The sequence below is a fragment of the Nitratidesulfovibrio sp. 1201_IL3209 genome (assembly GCF_036763125.1).
Taxonomy (GTDB): domain Bacteria; phylum Desulfobacterota; class Desulfovibrionia; order Desulfovibrionales; family Desulfovibrionaceae; genus Cupidesulfovibrio.
In genome coordinates, this window is record NZ_JBAIYT010000001.1 from 42,938 (window position 1) to 62,888 (window position 19,951).

The 19,951-nt window shown below is 67.9% G+C and carries 20 protein-coding genes; 7 read left to right on the forward strand and 13 right to left on the reverse strand.

Going from position 1 to position 19,951, the window contains the following annotated elements; translation table 11 throughout:
* Positions 1-5: 5 nt before the first annotated feature.
* Positions 6-533, forward strand: coding sequence for a hypothetical protein (locus tag V6B97_RS00130; RefSeq protein WP_333504462.1), 528 nt, complete (start codon positions 6-8; stop codon positions 531-533).
* Between the two features lie 116 nt (positions 534-649).
* Here the strand turns inward: V6B97_RS00130 and V6B97_RS00135 are convergent, their stop codons facing one another.
* The 7 genes from V6B97_RS00135 to V6B97_RS00165 form a co-directional block, all read right to left on the reverse strand.
* Entirely contained in the window at positions 650-1,867 is a 1,218-nt protein-coding gene (locus tag V6B97_RS00135) for a MalY/PatB family protein (protein WP_333504463.1), read from the reverse strand.
* 224 nt (positions 1,868-2,091) lie between these two features.
* On the reverse strand, positions 2,092-4,137 hold the full coding sequence (locus tag V6B97_RS00140) for a ribonucleoside triphosphate reductase (RefSeq protein WP_333504464.1): 2,046 nt from the start codon (positions 4,135-4,137) through the stop codon (positions 2,092-2,094).
* Positions 4,037-4,753: an anaerobic ribonucleoside-triphosphate reductase activating protein gene (locus V6B97_RS00145; protein WP_333504465.1), complete on the reverse strand. Its 717-nt coding sequence runs from the start codon at positions 4,751-4,753 to the stop codon at positions 4,037-4,039. Before V6B97_RS00145 ends, V6B97_RS00140 begins: the two co-directional genes overlap by 101 nt.
* A 597-nt stretch (positions 4,754-5,350) precedes the next feature.
* Positions 5,351-5,815, reverse strand: coding sequence for a chemotaxis protein CheX (locus tag V6B97_RS00150; RefSeq protein ID WP_035067211.1), 465 nt, complete (start codon positions 5,813-5,815; stop codon positions 5,351-5,353).
* Positions 5,816-6,147: 332 nt separating this feature from the next.
* Positions 6,148-6,474, reverse strand: a complete 327-nt coding sequence (locus tag V6B97_RS00155; protein ID WP_333504466.1) for a tetratricopeptide repeat protein — start codon at positions 6,472-6,474, stop codon at positions 6,148-6,150.
* Positions 6,475-6,732: 258 nt separating this feature from the next.
* Entirely contained in the window at positions 6,733-7,011 is a 279-nt protein-coding gene (locus V6B97_RS00160; protein ID WP_333504467.1) for a DUF2325 domain-containing protein, read from the reverse strand.
* 384 nt (positions 7,012-7,395) lie between these two features.
* Positions 7,396-7,590: a ferredoxin gene (locus V6B97_RS00165; protein WP_333504468.1), complete on the reverse strand. Its 195-nt coding sequence runs from the start codon at positions 7,588-7,590 to the stop codon at positions 7,396-7,398.
* Between the two features lie 99 nt (positions 7,591-7,689).
* On the opposite strand from V6B97_RS00165, the gene V6B97_RS00170 reads away from it, so the two are divergent.
* Positions 7,690-8,322 carry a hypothetical protein gene (locus V6B97_RS00170; RefSeq protein WP_333504469.1) on the forward strand — a complete coding sequence of 211 codons (633 nt, stop codon included), beginning with the start codon at positions 7,690-7,692 and terminating at the stop codon, positions 8,320-8,322.
* Between the two features lie 185 nt (positions 8,323-8,507).
* Here the strand turns inward: V6B97_RS00170 and V6B97_RS00175 are convergent, their stop codons facing one another.
* Positions 8,508-8,789 carry a hypothetical protein gene (locus V6B97_RS00175; RefSeq protein ID WP_333504470.1) on the reverse strand — a complete coding sequence of 94 codons (282 nt, stop codon included), beginning with the start codon at positions 8,787-8,789 and terminating at the stop codon, positions 8,508-8,510.
* Between the two features lie 317 nt (positions 8,790-9,106).
* Here V6B97_RS00175 and V6B97_RS00180 point away from each other — a divergent pair, with 317 nt between their 5' ends.
* The 4 genes from V6B97_RS00180 to V6B97_RS00195 all read left to right on the forward strand — a co-directional run bounded on the left by V6B97_RS00180 (position 9,107) and on the right by V6B97_RS00195 (position 14,350).
* The gene (locus tag V6B97_RS00180) at positions 9,107-9,895 is read left to right on the forward strand and encodes a type III pantothenate kinase (protein ID WP_333504471.1); all 789 of its coding nucleotides are present in this window, start codon (positions 9,107-9,109) and stop codon (positions 9,893-9,895) included.
* Positions 9,896-9,997: 102 nt separating this feature from the next.
* Positions 9,998-11,302 (forward strand): phosphopyruvate hydratase, encoded by a 1,305-nt coding sequence (eno, locus tag V6B97_RS00185; RefSeq protein WP_333504472.1) that lies wholly within the window; start codon positions 9,998-10,000, stop codon positions 11,300-11,302.
* A 317-nt stretch (positions 11,303-11,619) separates the two neighbouring features.
* Positions 11,620-12,486, forward strand: coding sequence for a bifunctional methylenetetrahydrofolate dehydrogenase/methenyltetrahydrofolate cyclohydrolase FolD (gene folD / locus V6B97_RS00190; protein ID WP_333504473.1), 867 nt, complete (start codon positions 11,620-11,622; stop codon positions 12,484-12,486).
* A gap of 358 nt (positions 12,487-12,844) precedes the next feature.
* Positions 12,845-14,350 (forward strand): flagellar hook protein FlgE, encoded by a 1,506-nt coding sequence (locus tag V6B97_RS00195; RefSeq protein ID WP_333504474.1) that lies wholly within the window; start codon positions 12,845-12,847, stop codon positions 14,348-14,350.
* A gap of 80 nt (positions 14,351-14,430) precedes the next feature.
* Here the strand turns inward: V6B97_RS00195 and V6B97_RS00200 are convergent, their stop codons facing one another.
* From V6B97_RS00200 to V6B97_RS00220, 5 genes are all read right to left on the reverse strand, one after another.
* Positions 14,431-15,408: a DMT family transporter gene (locus V6B97_RS00200; RefSeq protein ID WP_333504475.1), complete on the reverse strand. Its 978-nt coding sequence runs from the start codon at positions 15,406-15,408 to the stop codon at positions 14,431-14,433.
* Positions 15,409-15,696: 288 nt separating this feature from the next.
* Complete coding sequence (locus V6B97_RS00205) at positions 15,697-16,098, reverse strand: MucR family transcriptional regulator (RefSeq protein WP_333504476.1); 402 nt, start codon at positions 16,096-16,098, stop codon at positions 15,697-15,699.
* Positions 16,099-16,506: 408 nt separating this feature from the next.
* On the reverse strand, positions 16,507-17,121 hold the full coding sequence (locus V6B97_RS00210; RefSeq protein ID WP_333504477.1) for a VOC family protein: 615 nt from the start codon (positions 17,119-17,121) through the stop codon (positions 16,507-16,509).
* A gap of 28 nt (positions 17,122-17,149) precedes the next feature.
* The gene (locus tag V6B97_RS00215) at positions 17,150-17,926 is read right to left on the reverse strand and encodes a redoxin domain-containing protein (protein WP_333504478.1); all 777 of its coding nucleotides are present in this window, start codon (positions 17,924-17,926) and stop codon (positions 17,150-17,152) included.
* Between the two features lie 85 nt (positions 17,927-18,011).
* Positions 18,012-18,707 (reverse strand): TlpA disulfide reductase family protein, encoded by a 696-nt coding sequence (locus V6B97_RS00220; protein WP_333504479.1) that lies wholly within the window; start codon positions 18,705-18,707, stop codon positions 18,012-18,014.
* Positions 18,708-18,892: 185 nt separating this feature from the next.
* Here V6B97_RS00220 and V6B97_RS00225 point away from each other — a divergent pair, with 185 nt between their 5' ends.
* Entirely contained in the window at positions 18,893-19,906 is a 1,014-nt protein-coding gene (locus tag V6B97_RS00225; RefSeq protein WP_333504480.1) for a DMT family transporter, read from the forward strand.
* Positions 19,907-19,951: the final 45 nt, after the last annotated feature.

Below are 19,951 nucleotides of genomic sequence, written 5' to 3' on the forward strand. Positions count from 1 at the left end.
AGGACATGGCTGACCTGAATCGGCAGATAGTCTGCGAACTGCTGGACGTCATGCAGGAACACGGCGTGGAGTTGACCAAGATCAACATCCAGAAGACCGCGTATTTCCTGACGGCGTGGGGCGTGTCGCTGGGATTGCGGTTCCACCCCTATACCTACGGTCCGTATTCGGGCGAGCTGTCGCGTTGCCTTGAAGACCTCGCCTTCTGGGACAACCTGGCGAAGAAGGACGACAAGACGTACGAGGTGCGCGAACTCCCCGAGCGCCCGAACCTGCGGGCGGACGACAAGACGCGCATTCGCACGTGCGTGACAGCCCTGTACGACGCCATACTTGGCAAGAACGCGCCGGGCTTCGACGAGATGGAAATCTACGGCACTGCGCTGTACTGCCGGAACGCGCTCAAGGCCGCGGCCGAGGACGTCACCGAGGACGCCATCCTGAAGCAGTTCAAGGCATGGAAAGGCGATACCTATCCCGATGCGAAGGTGCGCGCCGCCATTCGGAACCTTGAGCGGCATCTGCCGGCGTAAGTCGCCACTGCGCCCGTTGGGGCGGTGAGAGAAACAGCAAAATCCTCCGGATAGTTCCGGAGGATTTTGCTGTTTTTTGGGGGGCGTGTGGGGGGGCAGGAGCCGGGAACTGTCAGCTACTTCACCAACACATCCACCATGCGCTCAAGCGCAGTGCGCAGCAGGGAGCGCGGGCAGCCCAGGTTCAGGCGCAGCCAGCCGTCGCCGTTCGGGCCGAAGCTGGAGCCGGGGCTGGGCACCACGCCCGCCTCGTGGCGCACGCGATGCAGCAGGTCGGCCTCCGCAAGGCCGAGTGGGCGAAAGTCCACCCACGACAGGTAGGTACCCTGCGGCTGCATGACGCGGACTGCGGACAGGTGTTGTCCCAGTACGTCGCGCACCAGCGCGGCGTTGCCCGCGACGTAGTCCATCAGCGCGTCCAGCCAGGGGCCGCCGTGGCGGCAGGCGGCCTCGGTGGTGGCCAGCCCGAACATGTTGGGGTGGCGGATGCCGAGGCCGGTGAGTTCCGCGCGGAAGGCGCGGCGCAGGGTGTCGTCCTCGATGATCACGTGGCCCAGGCCCGCGCCGGGCACGTTGAAGGTCTTGGCGGCGGAGACGGCGGTGATGGTGCGCCCGGCCACTTCCGGCGACAGGCTGGCCAGCACGGTGTGCGCGTGGCCGGGCAGCAGCAGGTCGTGGTGGATTTCGTCGCTGACCATGAGCGTGCCGTGCTTCAGGCACAGTTCGGCCACCCGGGTGAGTTCCGCGCGGGTCCACACCCGGCCGCCGGGGTTGTGCGGGCTGCACAGCAGCAGCACCCTGGCCCCGCGCCCGCCGTCGGCAAGGGCCGTATCCAGCGCGTCGAAATCCATTTCGTACAAGGGATTGCCGTCGGCGTCCGTGGCGAGGGCCAGCGGGTTGGCCAGCACCCGGCAGCCCGCGTCGCGCACCGCCGCGTAGAAGGGCGGGTACACGGGCGTCTGGACGACCACGCCGTCGCCGGGCCGGGCGAACAGGCGCACCGCCAGGCACAGCGCGGCCACCACCGTGGGCACGGGCAGCAGGTGGCGCGGGTTCACGGTCCAGCCGTGCCGGGCGGAGAGCCACGCGGCCACGGCCTCGCGGCAGGCGATACCCTCCGCCGGGTAGCCGAACACGCCGAGGTCGGCGAGCCGGGCCACGGCCTCGCGCACCGCCGGGGGCGAGGGAAAGTCCATGTCCGCCACCCACAGGGGGATGGCGGTGGCGGCTTCAGCCGGGGAAAGGTTGAACATGCGCCCCATGTCGTCCCATTTCAGGCTGCCGGTGTTGCGCCGGTCGGGGGCATGGTCGAAGTCGAAGGTATGGTCGGGCATGGCGGTGGGTGACGGTGCGTCGGGTTTGGCGGGACTGGCCCGGATAGGTGGTGTGTGTATCTGTCGTGCTGCCTGGTACGGTGATGGAGTAGTTGCCAGCGTGGTGCGCGGTATCGGCGGATACCAGAAACAAAACACCCCCCATTGAAAAGTTTGGGGGGATGGGGGTACGGGGGAAGGAGACCCTTTTCAAAGGGTCCCTTCCCCCGCGGATTTTCCAGTCTCTAGAACCCGTTGTAGCAGACCCGGTCGTCGTATTCGACCTGCTTGCCCTTGTTCCACTGGGACACGGGGCGGTAGTAGCCCACGATGCGGGTGTACACTTCCGTGTCCTGGCCGCAGTCGGGGCACTGGTGCTGTTCGCCCTGCAGGTAGCCGTGGTCCTTGCACACCGAGAAGGTGGGGGTGACGGAAAGGTACGGCAGGCGCGTCTGGGAGAAGGCCTTGATGATGAACTTCTTGAGGGCCTCGGTGTCGGCCACGGATTCGCCCAGGTAGGTGTGGAACACCGAACCGCCGGTGTACAGCGGTTGCAGCTTGTTCTGGTGGTCCAGCGCGGCGAACACGTCCTCGGTCATGCCCACGGGCAGGGCGGTGGAGTTGGTGTAGTACGGGGTGCCGTTGCCCGAGGCGCGGATTTCCGAGTACAGCGCCTTGTCGATCTTGGCCAGGCGGTAGCTGGTGCCTTCGGCCGGGGTCGCTTCGAGGTTGTAGAGGTTGCCCGTCTCTTCCTGAAAGCGCGCGGTGAGGTTGCGCAGGTGGTTCAGGGTGCGCTGCATCAGCCGTACGCCCGCCTCGGTCTCGATGCCCTTGCCCAGCAGGTTCAGGCAGGCTTCATGACCGCCCACCAGGCCGATGGTGGCGAAGTGCCCGGCAAAGCCGTTCTTGAGGTACCGGCGCGACCACGGGAACATGCCGCGCTCCAGGTTGGCGGTGACCAGCTTGCGCTTGAACTCCAGCGAATCGCGGGCCAGTTCCGCGTATTCGGTCACCATGTCCAGGAAGTCCTCTTCCCCCTGGGCAAGGTAGGCCAGCTTGGGCAGGTTCAGGGTGACCACGCCGATGGACCCGGTCAGGTCGCCCGCGCCGAACAGCCCCCCCACCTTGTTGCGCAACTGCCGCAGGTCCATCTGCAACCGGCAGCACATGGAGCGCACGTCCTCGGGGTTGAGGTTGGAATTGATGAAGTTCTGGAAGTAGGGCGCGCCGTACTTGGCGGTGAGCTTCAGCAGCAGGTCGCCGATCTCCGAATCCCACGGAAAGTCCTTGGTGACGTTGTACGTGGGAATGGGGAAGGAGAAGATGCGGCCGTGGAAGTCGCCGTCCAGCATCACTTCCAGGAAGGCGCGGTTCAGCATTTCCATTTCCGGCGCGTAGTCGCCGTAGACCGAATCCTTGTATTCGCCGCCGATGATGATGGGCTCGGTGGCGATGTGCTTGGGCGGCACCAGGTCGAAGGTCAGGTTGGTGAACGGGCTCTGGCCGCCCCAGCGCGACGTCGTGTTCAGGTTGAACACGAACTTCTGCATGGCCTGGCGCACCTGCTTGTAGGTCAGGCCGTCGTTGCGCACGAAGGGGGCGAGGTAGGTGTCCACGTTGTTGAACGCCTGCGCCCCCGCCCACTCGTTCTGCAACGTGCCGAGGAAATTGATCATCTGGCCCATGGCGGTGTCCAGATGTCTTGCGGGACCGGCGCTGGACCGGTTTTCGAGGTTGAACCCTTCCAGCAACAGGTCGCGCAGGCTCCAGCCCGCGCAGTACCCCGCAAGGCCGAAGGACAGGTCGTGGATGTGGAAGTAGCCGTGGTCGTGAGCCTGGCGCACTTCCTCGGGGTACTTCTCCAGCGCGTACTTGGCCTGCAACGTACCGGAAAGGTGCAGCATCAGGCCCTGGAACGAGTGCGTCATGTTGGCGTTCTCGTTCACGCGCCAGTCGGCCTTGGTGAGGTAGTTGTCGATGGTCTCGGAGATGTCGAGGAAGGCGGCCTTCTGCTCGCGCAGGGTGCGGCGGGTTTCGCGGTAAATGATGTACCGCTTGGCCACCGCGTACAGGCGCGATTCCATCAGCACCTGTTCCACGGTGTCCTGCACCTGTTCCTGCTCGGGAATCTCGCAGTCCGCGAGCTTTTGCTCCACCCTGTGGGCGATGCGCCTGGAGAGCAGCGGGTCCTTAATGCCGTTTGCTTTCAGGGCCTTCAGGATGGCTTCCGCGATGCGGTCCGTGGACCACGTCTCCAGCCGTCCGTCGCGTTTCAGAATCTGCTTCGGCATGCTTCCTCCGGGGGGGCACGTACTCCTGTATCTTCAGTTCGAAACCGGCGGGAAGCTGGCGGCGGGCCGCTTCCACGTCGGCATCGGAAAGCACGGGAACGCGGGTGAGGCGGAACATGAACGCGTCGGGCTGCGCCTTTGCCAGCGCGAAGACGCGCGAAAGCGCGGCGCGGGCCTCGTCCGGGCTGGTGGTGGAGCCGGACAGGCGCGGGTAGAGGGCGAAGGGTCCCTTGACGTCGATGGAGAAGGCGTCGGCCAGGCCGTCGCGCAGCAGCAGTTCCACCACGTCGGGGCGCAGGCCGTTGCTGTCCACCTTCACGGGCAGGCCGAAACGGCGCAGGTCGCGGAGCAGGTCTGCGAAGCCCTCGACCATGGTCGCTTCCCCCCCGGTCACGACCACGCCGTCCAGCCAATGGCGGCGGGCTTCGATGTAGGATTCCATGGCGACGCGCGAAAGCACGGGCAGGGTGTCGGCATGCCAGGCCAGTTGCCAGTTGTGGCAGGTGGGGCAGCGCATGTTGCAGCCGCCCAGAAAGATGACGCAGCTGCTGTAGCCGGGCCAGTCGCAGAGGCTCAGGCGTTCGAAGCCATGCACGTGGTTCCATGCGGAGGACATGACGGGAAGTATCCTTAGTCCGGGGCGGCGAGTGCCCGGAAACATGACTGGCCCTCCTGACGGCGCGTTCGCGGGGGCGTTGCGGTGCTCCGCGCCGTCAAGAAAGTGTCTAGTAAATTTTTAACCCGGCGGGTTAGTTCGAACCGAAGCCTACTGCACCCCCATTTTTTTGTATAGTGGGGTGTTTTGGAAAAGCCAGTCCTTAACCTGTTAGGGGGTGGAATACCGGGCTATTTTTTCCGGTTTTCCGGCCTTGGCCCCGCCCCGCGCGGGCCTGGGTTTTCGTCTTTTCACAGGCCCCGCACCGGGCAATCCGCACGGGGCGCGGGGTTGGCGGGCAGTCCCCCGGAGCGGCGCCATCCGTGGTGGCGATTGCCCCTGATTCCGGCGTGATGGGCTGTGGAGGCCATGCTGTGGAAAAACATGCGCCGCCGGGGATGCGGCGGCGCCGTGCACAGCGGGGCAGGGGAGTGTGGACGCAGGGACGGTGGAAAACCCTCGTGCGTTCCCGCACGCGGGTCACGCGGTCCGTGAGAGCCTGGGGCAGCCCGGCGCGGTCCGGGACGGTCGGGCGTGATCCGGGCACGATGGGCGGCGCTACTCGAAGCAGAACTCCACGGTGAAGTCGCCGTGGGGCGTGCCGAAGGGAATGGCGATGATGGGCGCCTTGGTGATGTGGCTGATGGTGTGCCCGTCGCCCATGATCACCGAGGGGGTGGCCCCCTGGAAGGTCATGCCCATCTCGGCAAGACCGGCGCGGGCCTGGCCGGAGATCATGTTGGTCACCTCGCCCACGGCGTCCTTGATGTCCTGCACGATGTCCTGGATGTCGTCGCCCAGCATGGCCTTGACCAGGGCGATGGCGCACTTCTTGGTAAAGGTCACCGAGATGGTGCCGTTCTTGTACCCGGTGATGCCGATGACGGCCGACACGTCGCCCTTGGCCACGTTGTTCTTCTTCACGTAGGGCGCGCCGGCCGTGGGGGTGATGCCCGCCATGGTGGACAGCACGTTGATGGTGGCCGCGACGAAGGGCTTTGCGACTTCGATGCCGCTGCTCATGGTATGGCTCCTTGACGGTAGGGCGCGCGCGCCGCGATCTGGAGGGATGGGGCGGGGCGGTGGCGGCGCATTGCACAACCTACTGGAAACGGCCGGGGGCCGTCCAGTGCCAAGGCGCGCGTTTCACGCATGAGGCCGGGAAACGCCGCTCCCGTCGCGGGGAGGAGAGGGTGGCTGTGCGGGGAGGAGACGATGACTGTTGCGTCGCGGCGTGACGCTGTACGCGGCAAACGTGGCGCATGCGCGGGCCATGCGTCATGGCGATGCTGAATGGGCGATGCTGAATGGGCGGTGGCGGATGGGCGGCGGAGGGGGGAACGGGGCCGTGGCCCCTACTGCAGGACGCGGGCCTCGGCCTCGGCGCGGGCGGCGTCCAGATTGCCGGCAATGGCTGCGTAGACGCGGTGCCGGGTGCCCACCTTGGTTTCCAGGTGGGCCAGGGCGGCCGAGAAATGGGCCACGGCGTCGTCGATGCGCCCGCGCAGGCGGCAGACCAGCCCCAGGTTGTTGCGGATCTTGGCCTCGAAACCGGTGAGCCCCAAGGCCATGGCCTGGCGCAGGGCCTGCGAGAGCAGGAAGTCCGCGTTGGCGAGGTTGCCTTCCGAAAGGGCCTGCATGCCCTGCCTGTTCAAGGCGCCGATCCGGCTTGCTGCGCACATGGGTGGTGTCCTTGTCGTGGGAGTGTGAAGCGGTGCGTGGCGTGCGTGCCGGTACGTGTCAGTCGCATCCGGGCGTGTCAGTACACATCCGTGCGCGTCCAAGCGCATCAGGGTGCATCTGGGCGCATCCGTGCGCATCCGGTCGTCACGGCTGACGCCGCCGCAGGGCCCCGGCCGGGATGCGCCGGGCGGTCGCATCCGCGTGCTTCGCGGGTGAGTGCCGGGGCTCCGCGGCGGTGGCGTCGTCGTGCTCGAAAATCAGTTGGTGGTCTCCAGGGCCTGGCGCAGCGTGGAAACGCCGCAGCTGTGCAGCATCTGCACGGGAATGCTGTTGGCCTTGGCGTGCTGCACCACCTCGCGCTTGGCAGCGTGCGAGATCTTGTTGGTGAACACGATGACCAGGTCCGCTTGGCCGAGCTTGTCGGCGATGCGGTTCTCCTTGCCCGTGAACACCTTCAGGTCCACGCCGTTGGCAAGGGCGGCATTGATGTAGTCGCGCTTCAGTCTGTCCATTCCGCCAATGAGTGCTGCGCACATGGGAGGCTCCTTCCGACGAGTCTCGCGTCGTTTTGTCCTGTTTAATGAAAACGATTTTCATTGTCAATGACGGGACACGATTTTTCCGCCTTCTTCCGGGGGCCGGAATGCGTTTCCATGCGGTTTCAGCGTGATGCGGCATGGGCCGCTGGTGCGGCACGCCGTGCGCTGGCGCACGGATGAGCTTGCGGGATGGCTGCCCGGCCAGGGAGGGCGGGCAGGAACAGCGCCGGAGGGGGACCGGCCACGGTCAAGGCGTCTGCGGGCCGCCCTCCCGGCAAGGAAGCGCGGCCCGCACGGAATGTGCCGGACCTGGTCGAAAGGGGAGGCGGCCGCCGGAATGCATGCGGCGGGCGGCGCCACGGGACGGAAGCGGACGCGGGGCTATTCCTCGCGCCACTCGATACATTCCACCGGGCAGGTGGTAATGGCGTCCTCCACGCATTCTGCGGTGGTCTGCGGGTCGATGACTTCCGCATATTCGCCCGCGCTGGACATTCTGAACGCCTCGGGGCAGAGTTCGACGCACGATTCGCACGCCATGCATTCGTCCTGGTCGAGGTAGAGATATTTCGCCATGGTGGCCTCCTTGGGCTGTTTGCCCCATGGTATAGCATGGCCGCAGCGTCGAGCACAACGGGCGGGGCGCGCGGCGTCCCTCGCAGCGGAGGCAACCCGGTGTCACCCAAAGGCGACGCGCGCCAGGCGCGCGAATACCTGGCGCGAGCCAAGGCATACTTTCACAGGCACGACGTGCCCCGCGCCCTGGCGGCCACGGCCGCGGGCGTGCAGCCCCTGGCGGACGGGGGCATCGTCGGGCGCGACCTGACCGAACTGCACGGCGCGCTGCGCGAGATGGTGCAGATGCTCTCGCGCGACGAGGACGTGAAGGCGCGGGCCACGGCCATCTCGCCGCGTGGCCTGGTCTTCGAGAAGGGGGCCGAGAAGCAGCTGCTGGCCATGCTGGTCCGCATCCTGCGGTCCATGCGCGACGAGCAGGAGCAGGAAACCTACGACCAAGCCATCGCCCGCAAGCAGCAGCTGGACAGGCTGCTGCTGCACGGCAGGCGGCTGCTGGAACACAGGAAGGTGGCCGAGGCCGACGAGGCGTTCACCGAGGCCACGGGCTTCTACCGCAACGAGCACCGGCTGTTCCTGCTCATGGGCAGGGCCATGCTGGACGCGGGCGAACCCAAGCGTGCCCTGCGCCACCTGCGCAAGGCCATGGAAGTGGACCCGGACAAGGAACAGGCCAGACAGGCGCACGACACGGCGCTGGCCCGCAGCAAGGGCGAGCCCGACCCGGCCTGAACCGGACCGGACTGGACCGAACTGGACGCGAAACGGGGAGAGCCGGGCACGGGACGGGAACCCGTCAGGCACGACGGCACGACGCCCTCAGGCACGCAGGATGACCCGCGTGCCTGAGGGCGTCGTGCCGTCATGGTTCCGGAAAAGGAAGCCCCGCGTCTGCGGCGTGGGGACGGGTGCCCGGCCTACAGGTCCAGCAGGCGGGCCACCCGTTCCGGATCCAGCGAGCGGTGCGCGTCGCCGGACGGAGCGGACAGCATGTCCATCACCGCGCTGTACGCCCGATCGGCCTCGGCTGCGTCGGCGACCCGGCCTCCTTGGGCGGCGGACTGGGCGGCTTGGCCGACTTGACCATCGGGGGCGTCCAGCGTGGAGCGCTTGGCCTCGGTGGCCTCGCGGGCGCGGGCCAGCAGCGCGTCGATGCGCGAGAAGGAATCCTGCGAAATGGTGGTGATGCCCGTGGTCATGGCGGCCTCCTGGAAGTTTTTTCCGTATGTCCGCCTCGTACTGCAAGGGCCGTGCAAACGGGCCTGATCGTGTCCGCCCCCTGTCGGCACCGGCGGGCCCGGCCGACCGTTGCGATCCGGGCCGCTTTGAGGTAGGCGAAGCGGCGCGCCACGGTTGCGTTTCCGCCCGAACAGGCTACACTTGCGCCCATGTATGGCGTGCCCGTGCCCGGCAGGGGCCGGGCGGGCCCGAGCGTTCCCGTGGGCGGTCCCAGGCTGTCCCGGACGCTTCGGGCCGCCGTACGCCAGAGGCGCCATCCCCACACACCGGAAGCGGCATGACCCAGCATTTCCTGCTGTTCGACATCGGCAACACCAACGTCAAGATCGGCATCGCGGTGGAAACCGCCGTGCTGACCTCGTACGTGCTGCCCACCGACCCCGGCCAGACGGCCGACTCCATCGGCCTGCGCCTGCTGGAGGTGCTGCGCCACGCCGGGCTGGACCCGGCCGACGTGGCGGCCTGCGTGGCCAGTTCGGTGGTGCCGAGCTTCGATCCGCTGGCCCGCCGCGCCTGCGAACGCTACCTGTACCGCAGGCTGCTGTTCGCCCCCGGCGATATCGCCATCCCGCTGGAAAACCGCTACGAGCGCCCGGCGGAAGTGGGGGCAGACCGGCTGGTGGCCGCCTGGGCAGCCCGGCGGCTGTACCCCGGCCCCAGGTCGCTGGTATCCGTGGATTTTGGCACGGCCACCACGTTTGACTGCGTGGAGGGCGGGGCGTATCTTGGTGGTTTGATCTGTCCCGGCGTGCTGTCGTCCGCCGGGGCGTTGTCGTCGCGCACGGCCAAGCTGCCGCGCATCAGCCTGGAGGTGGAAGAGGATTCGCCGGTCATCGGCCGGTCCACCGCCACCAGCCTGAATCACGGCTTCATTTTCGGCTTCGCCGCCATGACCGAGGGCGTGCTGGCCCGCCTTGGCGGCGTGCTGCCCGGCCCCGTCGAGGTGGTGGCCACGGGCGGGTTCGCCCGGGACATCGCGCGGGTGAGCCGTTGTTTCGACCACGTCAGGCCCGACCTTCTGCTGGAGGGCTTGCGGTTGCTGTATCTGGAACGTGAAGAGCGGTAGCGGCGACAGGCCCCAGGGCTTCCGGCGCGCCGTATCGCGCATGGATATTTGCAGACATTCCGACCGAAACCCGACGAACATGAAAGGACCAAGGAGATGCAGATGAGCACCATCGTATCCGTCTGGGCGAGGGAAATCCTTGACTCCCGCGGGAACCCCACCGTCGAGGTGGAGGTCTCCCTGGAATCGGGCCATACCGGCCGCGCCGCCGTGCCTTCCGGCGCCTCCACCGGCACCCGCGAAGCGCTGGAAATGCGCGACGGCGACAAGGGCCGCTACAAGGGCAAGGGCGTGGAAAAGGCCGTGGACCACGTAATGGGCGAAATCGCCGAAGCCGTGGTGGGGCTGGATTCCCTGCGCCAGGTCCAGGTGGACAACACCCTTCTGGACCTGGACGGCACCGACAACAAGTCGCGCCTGGGCGCCAACGCCATGCTGGGCGTATCGCTGGCCACCGCGCGCGCCGCGTCCAGCTTTCTGGGCCTGCCGCTGTACCAGTACCTGGGCGGCGTGAACGCCAAGGTGCTGCCCGTGCCGCTGATGAACATCATCAACGGCGGCGCGCATGCGCCCAACAATCTGGATATCCAGGAATTCATGATCATGCCCATCGGCGCGGCCACCTTCCGCGACGCGCTGCGCATGGGCGCCGAGACCTTCCATACCCTGAAGGCGCTGCTGGCCGCCGACGGCCACGTGACCAGCGTGGGCGACGAGGGCGGCTTCGCCCCCAACCTGAAGAACCACGACGAGGCCTTCCGCTACATCATGAAAGCCATCGAGGAGGCGGGCTACATTCCCGGTTCCGAGATCGCGCTGGCCATCGACGCCGCCGCGTCCGAATTCTACAAGGACGGCAAGTACGTGCTGACGGGCGAGAACAAGAGCCTGTCCAATTCCGAGATGGTGGAATGGCTGGGCGAGTTCACCGCGCGCTACCCGCTGATCTCCATCGAGGACGGCCTGGCCGAGGCCGACTGGGACGGCTGGCGCGAACTGACCTACAAGCTGGGCGACACCATCCAGCTGGTGGGCGACGACATCTTCGTGACCAACCCGGACATCCTGGCCGAGGGCATCGACGAGGGCGTGGCCAACTCCATCCTCATCAAGCTGAACCAGATCGGTACGCTGACCGAGACCCTGGACACCATCGAGATGGCCAAGCAGGCCGCGTACACCACGGTGATCTCGCACCGTTCGGGCGAGACCGAGGACCACTTCATTTCGGACCTGGCCGTGGGCCTGAACGCCGGGCAGATCAAGACCGGCTCGCTGTGCCGCAGCGACCGGCTGGCCAAGTACAACCAGCTGCTGCGCATCGAGGAAGATCTGGACGACACGGGTATCTACTTCGGGCCCATGATGAGCGCGCATTTCGGCTTCGAGGAAGAAGGCGAGGACTAGCGCGCGGTTGCGCGATGACAGGGAGGGGGCCGTGGGCTCCCTCCCTTTTGCTTTCGGGCGGGGTGGCCTGGGGTTCCGGCGACCGCGCAGGAAGTTTTTCCCCACCCCTGAACAGGGGGTCCGGGGGAGCATGCTCCCCCGGCGGGGCACGGGGCGGAGCCCCGATCTCGAAACGCCGCCCGCTCTCCTGCAAAGGTACATGGCGGCGCTACATGGCGGATGCGACCGGGACGGACTGCCGGATGACGGTGACGGCGCCGGGCAGCGGAATCGGACAGGCGGCGCGCACGCGCGCCGGATTTCGGGAGGTTGGACACATGATGCTGCTCGACGGCAAGGCGACGGCTGCGGCCATTCGCGCGGAGCTGAAGGAAGAGGTGGCGGCGGGGCTTGCGGCGGCGGGCCGCGCGCCGGGGCTGGCGGTCATCCTGGTGGGCGACGACCCGGCCTCGCAGGTGTACGTGCGCAACAAGGAGCGCGGCTGCGACGAGGCGGGCATCCGGTCCGAGGCGTTTCGCCTGCCTGCGGACACCACGCAGGAAGCGCTGGAAGCGCTCATCGACGAACTGAACGGGCGGGCGGACATCGACGGCATCCTGCTGCAACTGCCGCTGCCCAGGGGGTTGAACAGCCAGCGCTGCCTGGAGCGCATCAGCCCGAAAAAGGACGTGGACGGCTTCCATCCCGAGAACATGGGGCGTCTGGCGCTGGGGCTGCCGGGCTTCCGGCCGTGCACCCCGGCCGGGGTGATGACCCTGCTGGAGCGCTACGGCCTTTCGCCCTCGGGCAAGAAGGCCGTGGTGGTGGGGCGCAGCAACATCGTGGGCAAGCCGCTGGCGCTGATGCTGGGCGCGCCCGGCAAGCACGCCAACGCCACGGTGACGGTGTGCCATTCCGGCACGCCGGACCTTGCTGAGGAATGCCGCCGGGCGGACTTCCTGTTCGTGGCGGCGGGGCGGCCGTGCCTGGTCACCTCGGACATGGTCAAGCCCGGCGCGGTGGTGGTGGACGTGGGCATTCACCGCACCGACGAAGGGCTGGTGGGCGACTGCAAGTACGACGACATCAGTTGCATCGCCTCGGCCATGACCCCGGTGCCCGGCGGCGTGGGTCCCATGACCATCGCCCAACTGCTCGTCAACACCGTGATCTCGTGGAAGGCCCGCACCGGCATCGCCGGGTAGCGGGTACCGGCGGAACGGGAACGGGGCTTCCGGCCGGTTCCCCATGCATGACGGATTTCAGGGCCGCGCGACGATATGCCGCGCGGCCCTGCCGCGTTGTGCCGGGTGCCGCCGAACCGGAGACAGGGCCGGATGGGTGACAGGGCCGGATAGGGGGCAGGTTCTGCCGCCCGGCGGGTGCATTGGCGGATCGTCTGTCTTTACATTCCGCAAGGTTGCTTCGCCCCGCTTTGCACTGGCACGGCTCGTGCTTTGCGACCCCTCAGGGAAGAATCTTCCCCGGCCCCGCGCGCCCGCGCTCCGGCAGGAGCGGCGGCACGCGGACGCGCCGGGGCACTCCGCGCCCGAGGAGACACGCATGTTACGCGCCCTCTATTCCGGTGCCTCCGGCATGAAGACCCTGTCGCAGGGCATGCAGGCGGTCAGCAACAACCTGGCCAACGTCAATACCGTGGGGTTCAAGCAGCAGCAGGCGCTGTTCGAGGACCTCATGAGCCAGTACGCGGGCACGGGCAACTCGGCATCCACCTCCATCAGCCAGGTGGGTCTGGGGTCGCGCCTTACGGACATCCGGACCATGTACGGACAGGGGCCATACGAGTCGGGCACGGACATCACCGACCTGTCCATCAACGGCAAGGGATTCTTCCAGGTCACCTCCGGCGACAAGATCCACTACACCCGCGCGGGCAACTTCCGGTTCGACAAGGACGGCAACCTGGTGGACCCCAACGGGTTCGTGCTCAACGGGCGGCCCATCCTCGACGGCGTGGAGGGGGCCACCACCGGCATCAGCCTGCCGCCGGGCGAGAACGGGCGCAACATCATGCCCGCCAAGGCCACCACGTCCATCACGGCCATCAACAACCTGGGCTCGGGCGACAAGTCGTCCGACGCGGCCAATCCGTTCTTTTCGCTGCTGTCCAAGTGGAACGGCGCGGCGGACAGCCCCCTTGGCGACTCGGCCTACTCGTACAAGCAGTCCATCAAGGTCTACGACGCCTCGGGCAACGCCCACGACGTGACCATCTATTTCGACGGGGCCGGAGAAAGCGGCGGCAACAAGTATTTCGAGTTCGTGGTGGGCATGGACCCGGCGCACGACGGTTCGGCCCTGGCCGGGACATCCGGGGCGGGGCTGCTGATGGCCGGCACGCTGACCTTCAATTCGTCCGGTCAGTTGGTGAACATGTCGGCCTACACGCCCACGGGCGCCGACGCCACCAACCTCGGCAACTGGGCACCGGCCTCGTTCGGCGCGGACGGGTTGCCGCAGTTCGCCGCCACCTTCGCGGGCGGCGGGGGAACGCAGAGGGTCGGCTTGGACCTTGGCCTGTCCTCGTCCTCCGGGGCGTGGACGGCGGGCGCGGGCAGTCCGGCGGCGGTGGGCAGCAACGCCTCCAGCTTGGCGGGCATGGCCGGGGTCACGTTGGCCGCCACAAGCACCACTGCCTACGGCGGCAGTTCGTCGGAGTTGCGTTCGAGCCAGAACGGCTATGCGCAGGGCTTTCTGGCGGGCATCGACATCAATTCCGAGGGCATCATCACCGGGCGCTACAGCAACGGCCAGAAGGAAGATCTGTACCGCATCACCCTGTACCGCTTCACCAGCGAGGACGGCCTGCGCCGCGAGGGCATGAACCACTTTTCGGCCACGCGGGAGTCCGGCGCGGCGGAAGAGGGCCTGCCCGACACCGAGAACTACGGCACCGTGGCCGCCAAGACGCTGGAGCAGTCCAACGTGTCCATGGAGCGGGAATTCGTGAACATGATCATCTATCAGCGCGGCTTCCAGACCAACTCCAAGTCGATCATGACGGCGGACACCATGATCCAGAAGGCGCTGGAACTGAAGCGCTCGTAGCCATCAGAAAGCACCGGCATGCAGAAGGCCGCCTCCCGGAGTGGGGGGCGGCCTTTTTGCGTCCGGTGAAGGAGGAGGGGCTACCGTCCCGCGCCTGGCTGCGGCGCGGCCTCGTCCGGTGTGGTCTTTTCGGGCGCGGCCTTTTCGGGCGCGGCCTTTTCGGGCGCGGTGGCGCCACGGCCCTGCGAAAGCAGCACGCCCACCAGCACCAGGCCGGATGCCGCGTACTGCTGCGGGGCCAGTTCATCGCCCAGCAGCACCCGGCCCATGAGCAGGGTGAGCACCGGGATCAGGTTGATGAACGCCGAGGCCTGTCCGGCGGGCAGGCGGCTGACGCCGAAGTTGTACAGCCCGTATGCGCCCAGCGAGATGCACGTGCCCAGATAGACCACGGACAGGGCGGGCAGCAGCGGGAAGGCGTCCGGCAGTTGGGTGGTGGGCAGGAACAGCAGCGGCAGAAAGAACGCGCTGCCCGCCAGCGACTGCACGGCGGTGATGAACAGCGGCGGGTAGGTGGCGGACAGCTTCTTGGCGTTGATGACGTACCCGGTGGCGCTGACCATGGCGCACAGTTCCAGCAGGTTGCCCAGCAGCGGGTTGGGCGCGTTCTCGGAACTGGTCCCGCCCAGGCTCAGCCAGACCACCCCCACGATGGCCAGGCCGAAGCCGTACCACACCCGGCGGGCCAGCCGTTCGCCCAGCACGATCCAGGCGGCCACGGCCACGCACAGCGGCATCACCGAAACGATCATGCCCGCCTGCGAGGCCGAGGTGTAGCGCAGGGCGTACGCCTCGAACACGAAGTACAGGCATGGCTCGCACAGGGCCATGGCCCCCAGGCGCTTCCAGTCGCCCTTGCGGTAGCGCACGTGGCGGAAGTTGCGCCACAGGGCCAGGAACACCGCCGAGGAAATGCCCATGCGCCCGAACACCACCACCATGGGGTCGAAGCCTTCCAGGGCCACCTTCATGGCGATGAACGAACTGCTCCACAGCAGCATGGCCAGCAGCAGGGCCAGCGTGGCGGAAGAGACGGGCGCGGTGCGGAGTGCGGGCATGACGGTGTCTGGCGAAAGGGGTGCATGAGGGACGCCGCGCCGGAAATGCCGGGCGGCGGCGCGCCGCCAAGGCGGAGGAATGGCCGGTGAGCGGACACTATCCGCGCGGTGTCCGGGTGTCCACTGGCGCGGGAAGGAGTGGCGCTCCCTCCGGGCGGACGCTGGCGGGACGGGCGGGACGGGCGCGGGCGCGGCGCAACGACGACGCCCCGGCGGCAGGTGCCACCGGGGCGTCCGGGATCCGTCATGCGAGGCCGAAAAGGCGGCGTGCGGGCGGGATGCCGTGGCCTACGCCTGCTTGCGGCGCTTTTCCCACAGCTTCATGTCCTTCATCTTCTTGCGGCGCTCACGTTGCAGCGACTTGCAGACCAGGGGCATGTCCTTGCGGTAACCGTACTTGTCCCGGTAGCTGTCGGGCGTGTGGTCGTGCGAGGCAAGGTGCTTGCGGGTCAGGATCTTGAAGGTCTTGCCACATTCCAGGCAGGTGATGGACTTTTCCTTCAACGCCTTTGCGGCGTCAGGCAGCGGCGCTTCGGGAGCGGCCTGTTCCGCCGCGGGCACGCCTTCGCTGATCTGGCGGACGGCCTGCGCGATCTTCTGCACCATGGAACTGATCTCTTCCTCGGTCATGATGCGGACGCCGGCCTGAGCCTTCACGATGTCGAGGGCCTGCTTGAGATATTCTTCCATTTCGGTTCTCCTTTGCGGTGGCGGAGGTGCAACGTCGTCGATGGGGCCACGTCGGCCGGCATCGTCGCACTCCGTATGCGGGAAGCGGTTGCTGGTGTTGCATGATCCGCCGTTGAACAGGTGAGCATAAGTGAGCATCATGTTCCACAGCATTCCGCAACGCGCACACTCACTGCATTACCACCATGCGATGTGCAATTCCATTATTTTTTTGCATGTAACGGGATGCACCTGGGCCCATATGGAAGCAGGTAAAAACGCAACGCCGCTCCCCGGCGCGGCAGGAAAGCGGCGAATGGGCTGCGGCGCTCCCGGAATGGAGAGTGCGCGCATGCGATACCCGCGGGCGGAGAAGGCCGAAGGCATGCGACACCGTGCCGGGGAACCGTTGCGCGCCCCGGCCGGGCGTCACGCCGGGCCGCGTTTCGGGGTGTCCCAGGCGTTGCGCTTGCCCCGCAGGAAGTCGTCACCTTCGCCGGGGTACACCCGGCGGTCCGTTGGCGGCGTGGGCGCTGTCACCGGGGGCCAGTGGCCGGGTACGGGGTCCGGCCCTTCCTGGGCGGCAGGGACGGGATGGGTGTCGGTCATGCGGGGGGCGGCGCGCACATCCACGCCGGGCACCGGTGCGGAAAACTCGATGGCCAGCCCGTTGGGGTCGAAGCTGTACAGCGAGTGGATGAAACCGTGGTCCACCAGTTCCGAGCACCAGAACCCGGCGGCCTCCAGCCTGTCCTTGAGTTCCCACAGGTCGTCGTCCGAGGCCACGCCCACGGAGACGTGGTCGAACACCACGGCCCCGCGCACGGGCGCGCCGTGGTCCTTTTCCTCCACCGGGGTCACGCCGTCCCATTCGAAGAAGGCGATCATGTCCACCGGGGACACCTCGAAGAAATACTGGCGGTAGCCGGGATGGCCGAGCCCGGCCACGATGCGCATGCCGAGCAGGTCGCGCCAGAAGCGCACGGTGGTTTCCATGTCGCCGGTGACCATGGCCAGGTGGTTGAAGCCGGTGTAGCGGGGCATTGGTGCTCCTGGGGGGGCTTGGGAGGCGCTAGGGAGCGGGCAGGGCGTCCAGCGCGCGCAGTATGATGTCCAGCGGGGGGCGTTTGTTGATGTCCGCGACGTGAATGTGCCGGATGACGCCCTGCCTGTCGATGACGAACAGGGCGCGTTCCGTCCTGCCGTCGCCGCGCAGCACGCCGTAGGCCGCGGCCGCGGCGCCGTGCGGCCAGAAGTCGGACAGCACCGGGAACCATACGCCGGTGCCGCCGGAGGCGTCGTCTTCCCCGCCATGCCTCCCACCCTCACCGCTGCCGGGACCGGGGGCGCGTTCGCCCATCTCGCGGGTCCAGGCGTACAGCGAGGGCAGGTTGTCGGTGGTGATGCCCAGCAGCACCGCGCCGCGCCGCTCGAATTCATCGCGGGCGATGTTGTAGCCCGGCCACTGTCCGGAACACACCGGGGAGAACGCGGCGGGCACGAAGGAGATAACCACGGCGTACCTGCCCCGGAAATCGGACAGGCGGACCAAGCCGGCGCCGGGGCCGTCCTTGGGCGTGTAGGGGCCGGGCAGGGCAGGCAGGGCGAAGTCCGGGGCGGGATCGCCCACGGCCACCTTCAGCACGCTGTCCACCGGCTTGCGGGGGGCTTCCGGGTAGATCAGGTCCTGGGGCACGGCGGCCGGGGCCGGGCCGGGCGCGGAGACAAGGAGGGCCACCGCCAGCAGGGCCGCCGCCAGCAGGCGGGCGGGCCGACGGTGCAGGGTGCCGGGGAGCGGGCCGGGCCGCCCCGTTTCCGGGGGCCGCCTGCCTGAAGTTGCCTTGGCCATGGGATGTCCTGTCTTGGGGAACATGGCGGCTACCTCGCGCGGATCCGGTGGGTGTGGGGGGGCGACGCGGGGCCGCCCGATGGCATCAGTCGTTGCGCCGGGCGATGGCGGAAAGCTCGTCCAGGAAGGCTTGCGGCGAGGCCATGCGGCCGGTGCGCGAGAACAGCGTGGCCGGGGCCGCGCGGTCCTTCAGCGAAACCAGGAAGAAATGCGGGGTGCCGGGCTCGCCCACCTGCTCGTGCGCGGCCAGGTCCGGGTCGGCGAACAGGGGGATGGTGACCCCGTAGCGCTCGCGGTACAGGTCCACCTCCATGCGGGTATTGCCCACGCCCACCCCGATGACGGTGATGCGGTCCTTCAGGGGCGAGGCGGCCAGCAGTTCGGCCAGGCGGTTCATGTGCGGTGCCTCGCGCTGGCAGTGCGGGCAGTACATGCTGAAGATCTCGATGAGCACCAGCGGGGCCTTGTTCCCGGTGGCCGGGCGGATGTCCGAGAGCTTCCACGGCCCTTGGCCGGAAAGGCCCAGCGCGGCCAGTTGGGCGGGCGTGGCGGCGTTTTCCAGGGGAATGTCCGGGAAGGGCGCGCTGGCCGGAACCGGCTCCGCCAGCGTGGGCGTGGCGCAGGCGGACAGCAGCGCCAGCAGGGCGACAAACAGCAGGGCGCGCAGCAGGGTGGGCAGCAGCGGCATGGGGATGCGGCCCGTGCCCGGCGGAAAGGGCTGGCCGGGCGGGGCAAAGGCGACGGGCGTGCGGAGGGCGCACGGGATGTGGTTCGCGGGCATGGCGGTCTCCGGTGCGTGTGGTGCGTGGTGCCGACTACATACAGCAGGAATCCGGTTCGCGCAAAGGTGCGGCCCCTTGCCCTCGATACCGCACCGGGTGCGGCATGCCGCCGCCATTGGCGTTGCCGCCCCGGGGTGCTAGTACACCCGGCATACACCCGGCATACACCCGGCAGGAGGCGCACATGACCACCCCCCACGCCAGTTCGTCCGACGGCCCGGCCGACATCCCGGCCATCCCGAAGGACGGCCCGGCCGACGAGCCCTCCGGAGGTTCCTCCGCCGGTGCTCCCCTGCCCGCCGGGCCGCGCACCGACCAGCGCAGGGCCTACCTGTACGGCATCGCCACGGTGGCCATCTGGTCCACGGTGGCCACGGCCTTCAAGCTGGCCCTGCGCCACCTGGACCCGTTGCAGTTGCTGCTGGTGTCCACCGGAGTGTCGCTGACGGTGCTGGCCGCCATCCTGCTGTACCGCCACGGCGCCGGGGGCCTCGTCCGCGAACTGGCGGAAGCGCCCCGGCGCGATCTGCTGCGGGCCGCGCTGCTGGGCGTGCTGAATCCCTTCGTCTACTACATCGTGCTGTTCAAGGCGTACGCCCTGCTGCCCGCGCAGGTGGCCCAGCCGGTGAACTACACCTGGGCCATCACCCTGACCCTGCTTTCCGTGCCGCTGCTGGGGCACCGGGTGACCCGGCGCGAACTGCTGGCCGTGGCCGTGAGCTATGCCGGGGTGGTGGTCATCGCCACGCGGGGCGACGTGGCCGCGCTGGCCGGAGGCAGCGTGGGGGGCGTGGCGCTGGCGCTGGCAAGCACGGTGATCTGGGCGCTGTACTGGATCGGCAACGCGCGCAGCCCGCTGGAGCCGGTGCTGGGGCTGTTCTGCAACTTCGCCGCCGGGCTGCCGCTGGTGCTGGCGGCCACGTGCATGTTTTCATCGCTGCCGTTCCGGGCGGACCTGCTGCCGGGCCTTGCCGCCGCCGCATACGTGGGCGCGTTCGAGATGGGCATCGCCTTCGTGTTCTGGCTGAAGGCCATGAAGCTGACGGAGTCGGCGGCGCGCATCGGCAACCTGATCTTCTTTTCGCCGTTCCTGTCGCTGGTGTTCATCGCGCTGCTGCTGGGCGAACGGATACTGCCCACCACGCTGGCGGGGCTGGTGCTCATCGTGGCGGGCAACCTGTTGCAACGCCGGGGGTAGCGCCGGGGGACGGGAAAGGCGGGGGCGCCTCGCCAGCGGCCCACT

What these genes read in the sequence shown, in the direction of transcription:
- V6B97_RS00130 (WP_333504462.1), top strand. Translation starts at nt 6, where the DNA reads ATGGCTGACCTGAATCGGCAGATAGTCTGCGAACTGCTGGACGTCATG.
- V6B97_RS00135 (WP_333504463.1), bottom strand. Translation starts at nt 1,867, where the DNA reads ATGCCCGACCATACCTTCGACTTCGACCATGCCCCCGACCGGCGCAAC.
- V6B97_RS00140 (WP_333504464.1), bottom strand. Translation starts at nt 4,137, where the DNA reads ATGCCGAAGCAGATTCTGAAACGCGACGGACGGCTGGAGACGTGGTCC.
- V6B97_RS00145 (WP_333504465.1), bottom strand. Translation starts at nt 4,753, where the DNA reads ATGTCCTCCGCATGGAACCACGTGCATGGCTTCGAACGCCTGAGCCTC.
- V6B97_RS00150 (WP_035067211.1), bottom strand. Translation starts at nt 5,815, where the DNA reads ATGAGCAGCGGCATCGAAGTCGCAAAGCCCTTCGTCGCGGCCACCATC.
- V6B97_RS00155 (WP_333504466.1), bottom strand. Translation starts at nt 6,474, where the DNA reads ATGTGCGCAGCAAGCCGGATCGGCGCCTTGAACAGGCAGGGCATGCAG.
- V6B97_RS00160 (WP_333504467.1), bottom strand. Translation starts at nt 7,011, where the DNA reads ATGTGCGCAGCACTCATTGGCGGAATGGACAGACTGAAGCGCGACTAC.
- V6B97_RS00165 (WP_333504468.1), bottom strand. Translation starts at nt 7,590, where the DNA reads ATGGCGAAATATCTCTACCTCGACCAGGACGAATGCATGGCGTGCGAA.
- V6B97_RS00175 (WP_333504470.1), bottom strand. Translation starts at nt 8,789, where the DNA reads ATGACCACGGGCATCACCACCATTTCGCAGGATTCCTTCTCGCGCATC.
- V6B97_RS00180 (WP_333504471.1), top strand. Translation starts at nt 9,107, where the DNA reads ATGACCCAGCATTTCCTGCTGTTCGACATCGGCAACACCAACGTCAAG.
- eno (WP_333504472.1), top strand. Translation starts at nt 9,998, where the DNA reads ATGAGCACCATCGTATCCGTCTGGGCGAGGGAAATCCTTGACTCCCGC.
- folD (WP_333504473.1), top strand. Translation starts at nt 11,620, where the DNA reads ATGATGCTGCTCGACGGCAAGGCGACGGCTGCGGCCATTCGCGCGGAG.
- V6B97_RS00195 (WP_333504474.1), top strand. Translation starts at nt 12,845, where the DNA reads ATGTTACGCGCCCTCTATTCCGGTGCCTCCGGCATGAAGACCCTGTCG.
- V6B97_RS00200 (WP_333504475.1), bottom strand. Translation starts at nt 15,408, where the DNA reads ATGCCCGCACTCCGCACCGCGCCCGTCTCTTCCGCCACGCTGGCCCTG.
- V6B97_RS00205 (WP_333504476.1), bottom strand. Translation starts at nt 16,098, where the DNA reads ATGGAAGAATATCTCAAGCAGGCCCTCGACATCGTGAAGGCTCAGGCC.
- V6B97_RS00210 (WP_333504477.1), bottom strand. Translation starts at nt 17,121, where the DNA reads ATGCCCCGCTACACCGGCTTCAACCACCTGGCCATGGTCACCGGCGAC.
- V6B97_RS00215 (WP_333504478.1), bottom strand. Translation starts at nt 17,926, where the DNA reads ATGGCCAAGGCAACTTCAGGCAGGCGGCCCCCGGAAACGGGGCGGCCC.
- V6B97_RS00220 (WP_333504479.1), bottom strand. Translation starts at nt 18,707, where the DNA reads ATGCCCGCGAACCACATCCCGTGCGCCCTCCGCACGCCCGTCGCCTTT.
- V6B97_RS00225 (WP_333504480.1), top strand. Translation starts at nt 18,893, where the DNA reads ATGACCACCCCCCACGCCAGTTCGTCCGACGGCCCGGCCGACATCCCG.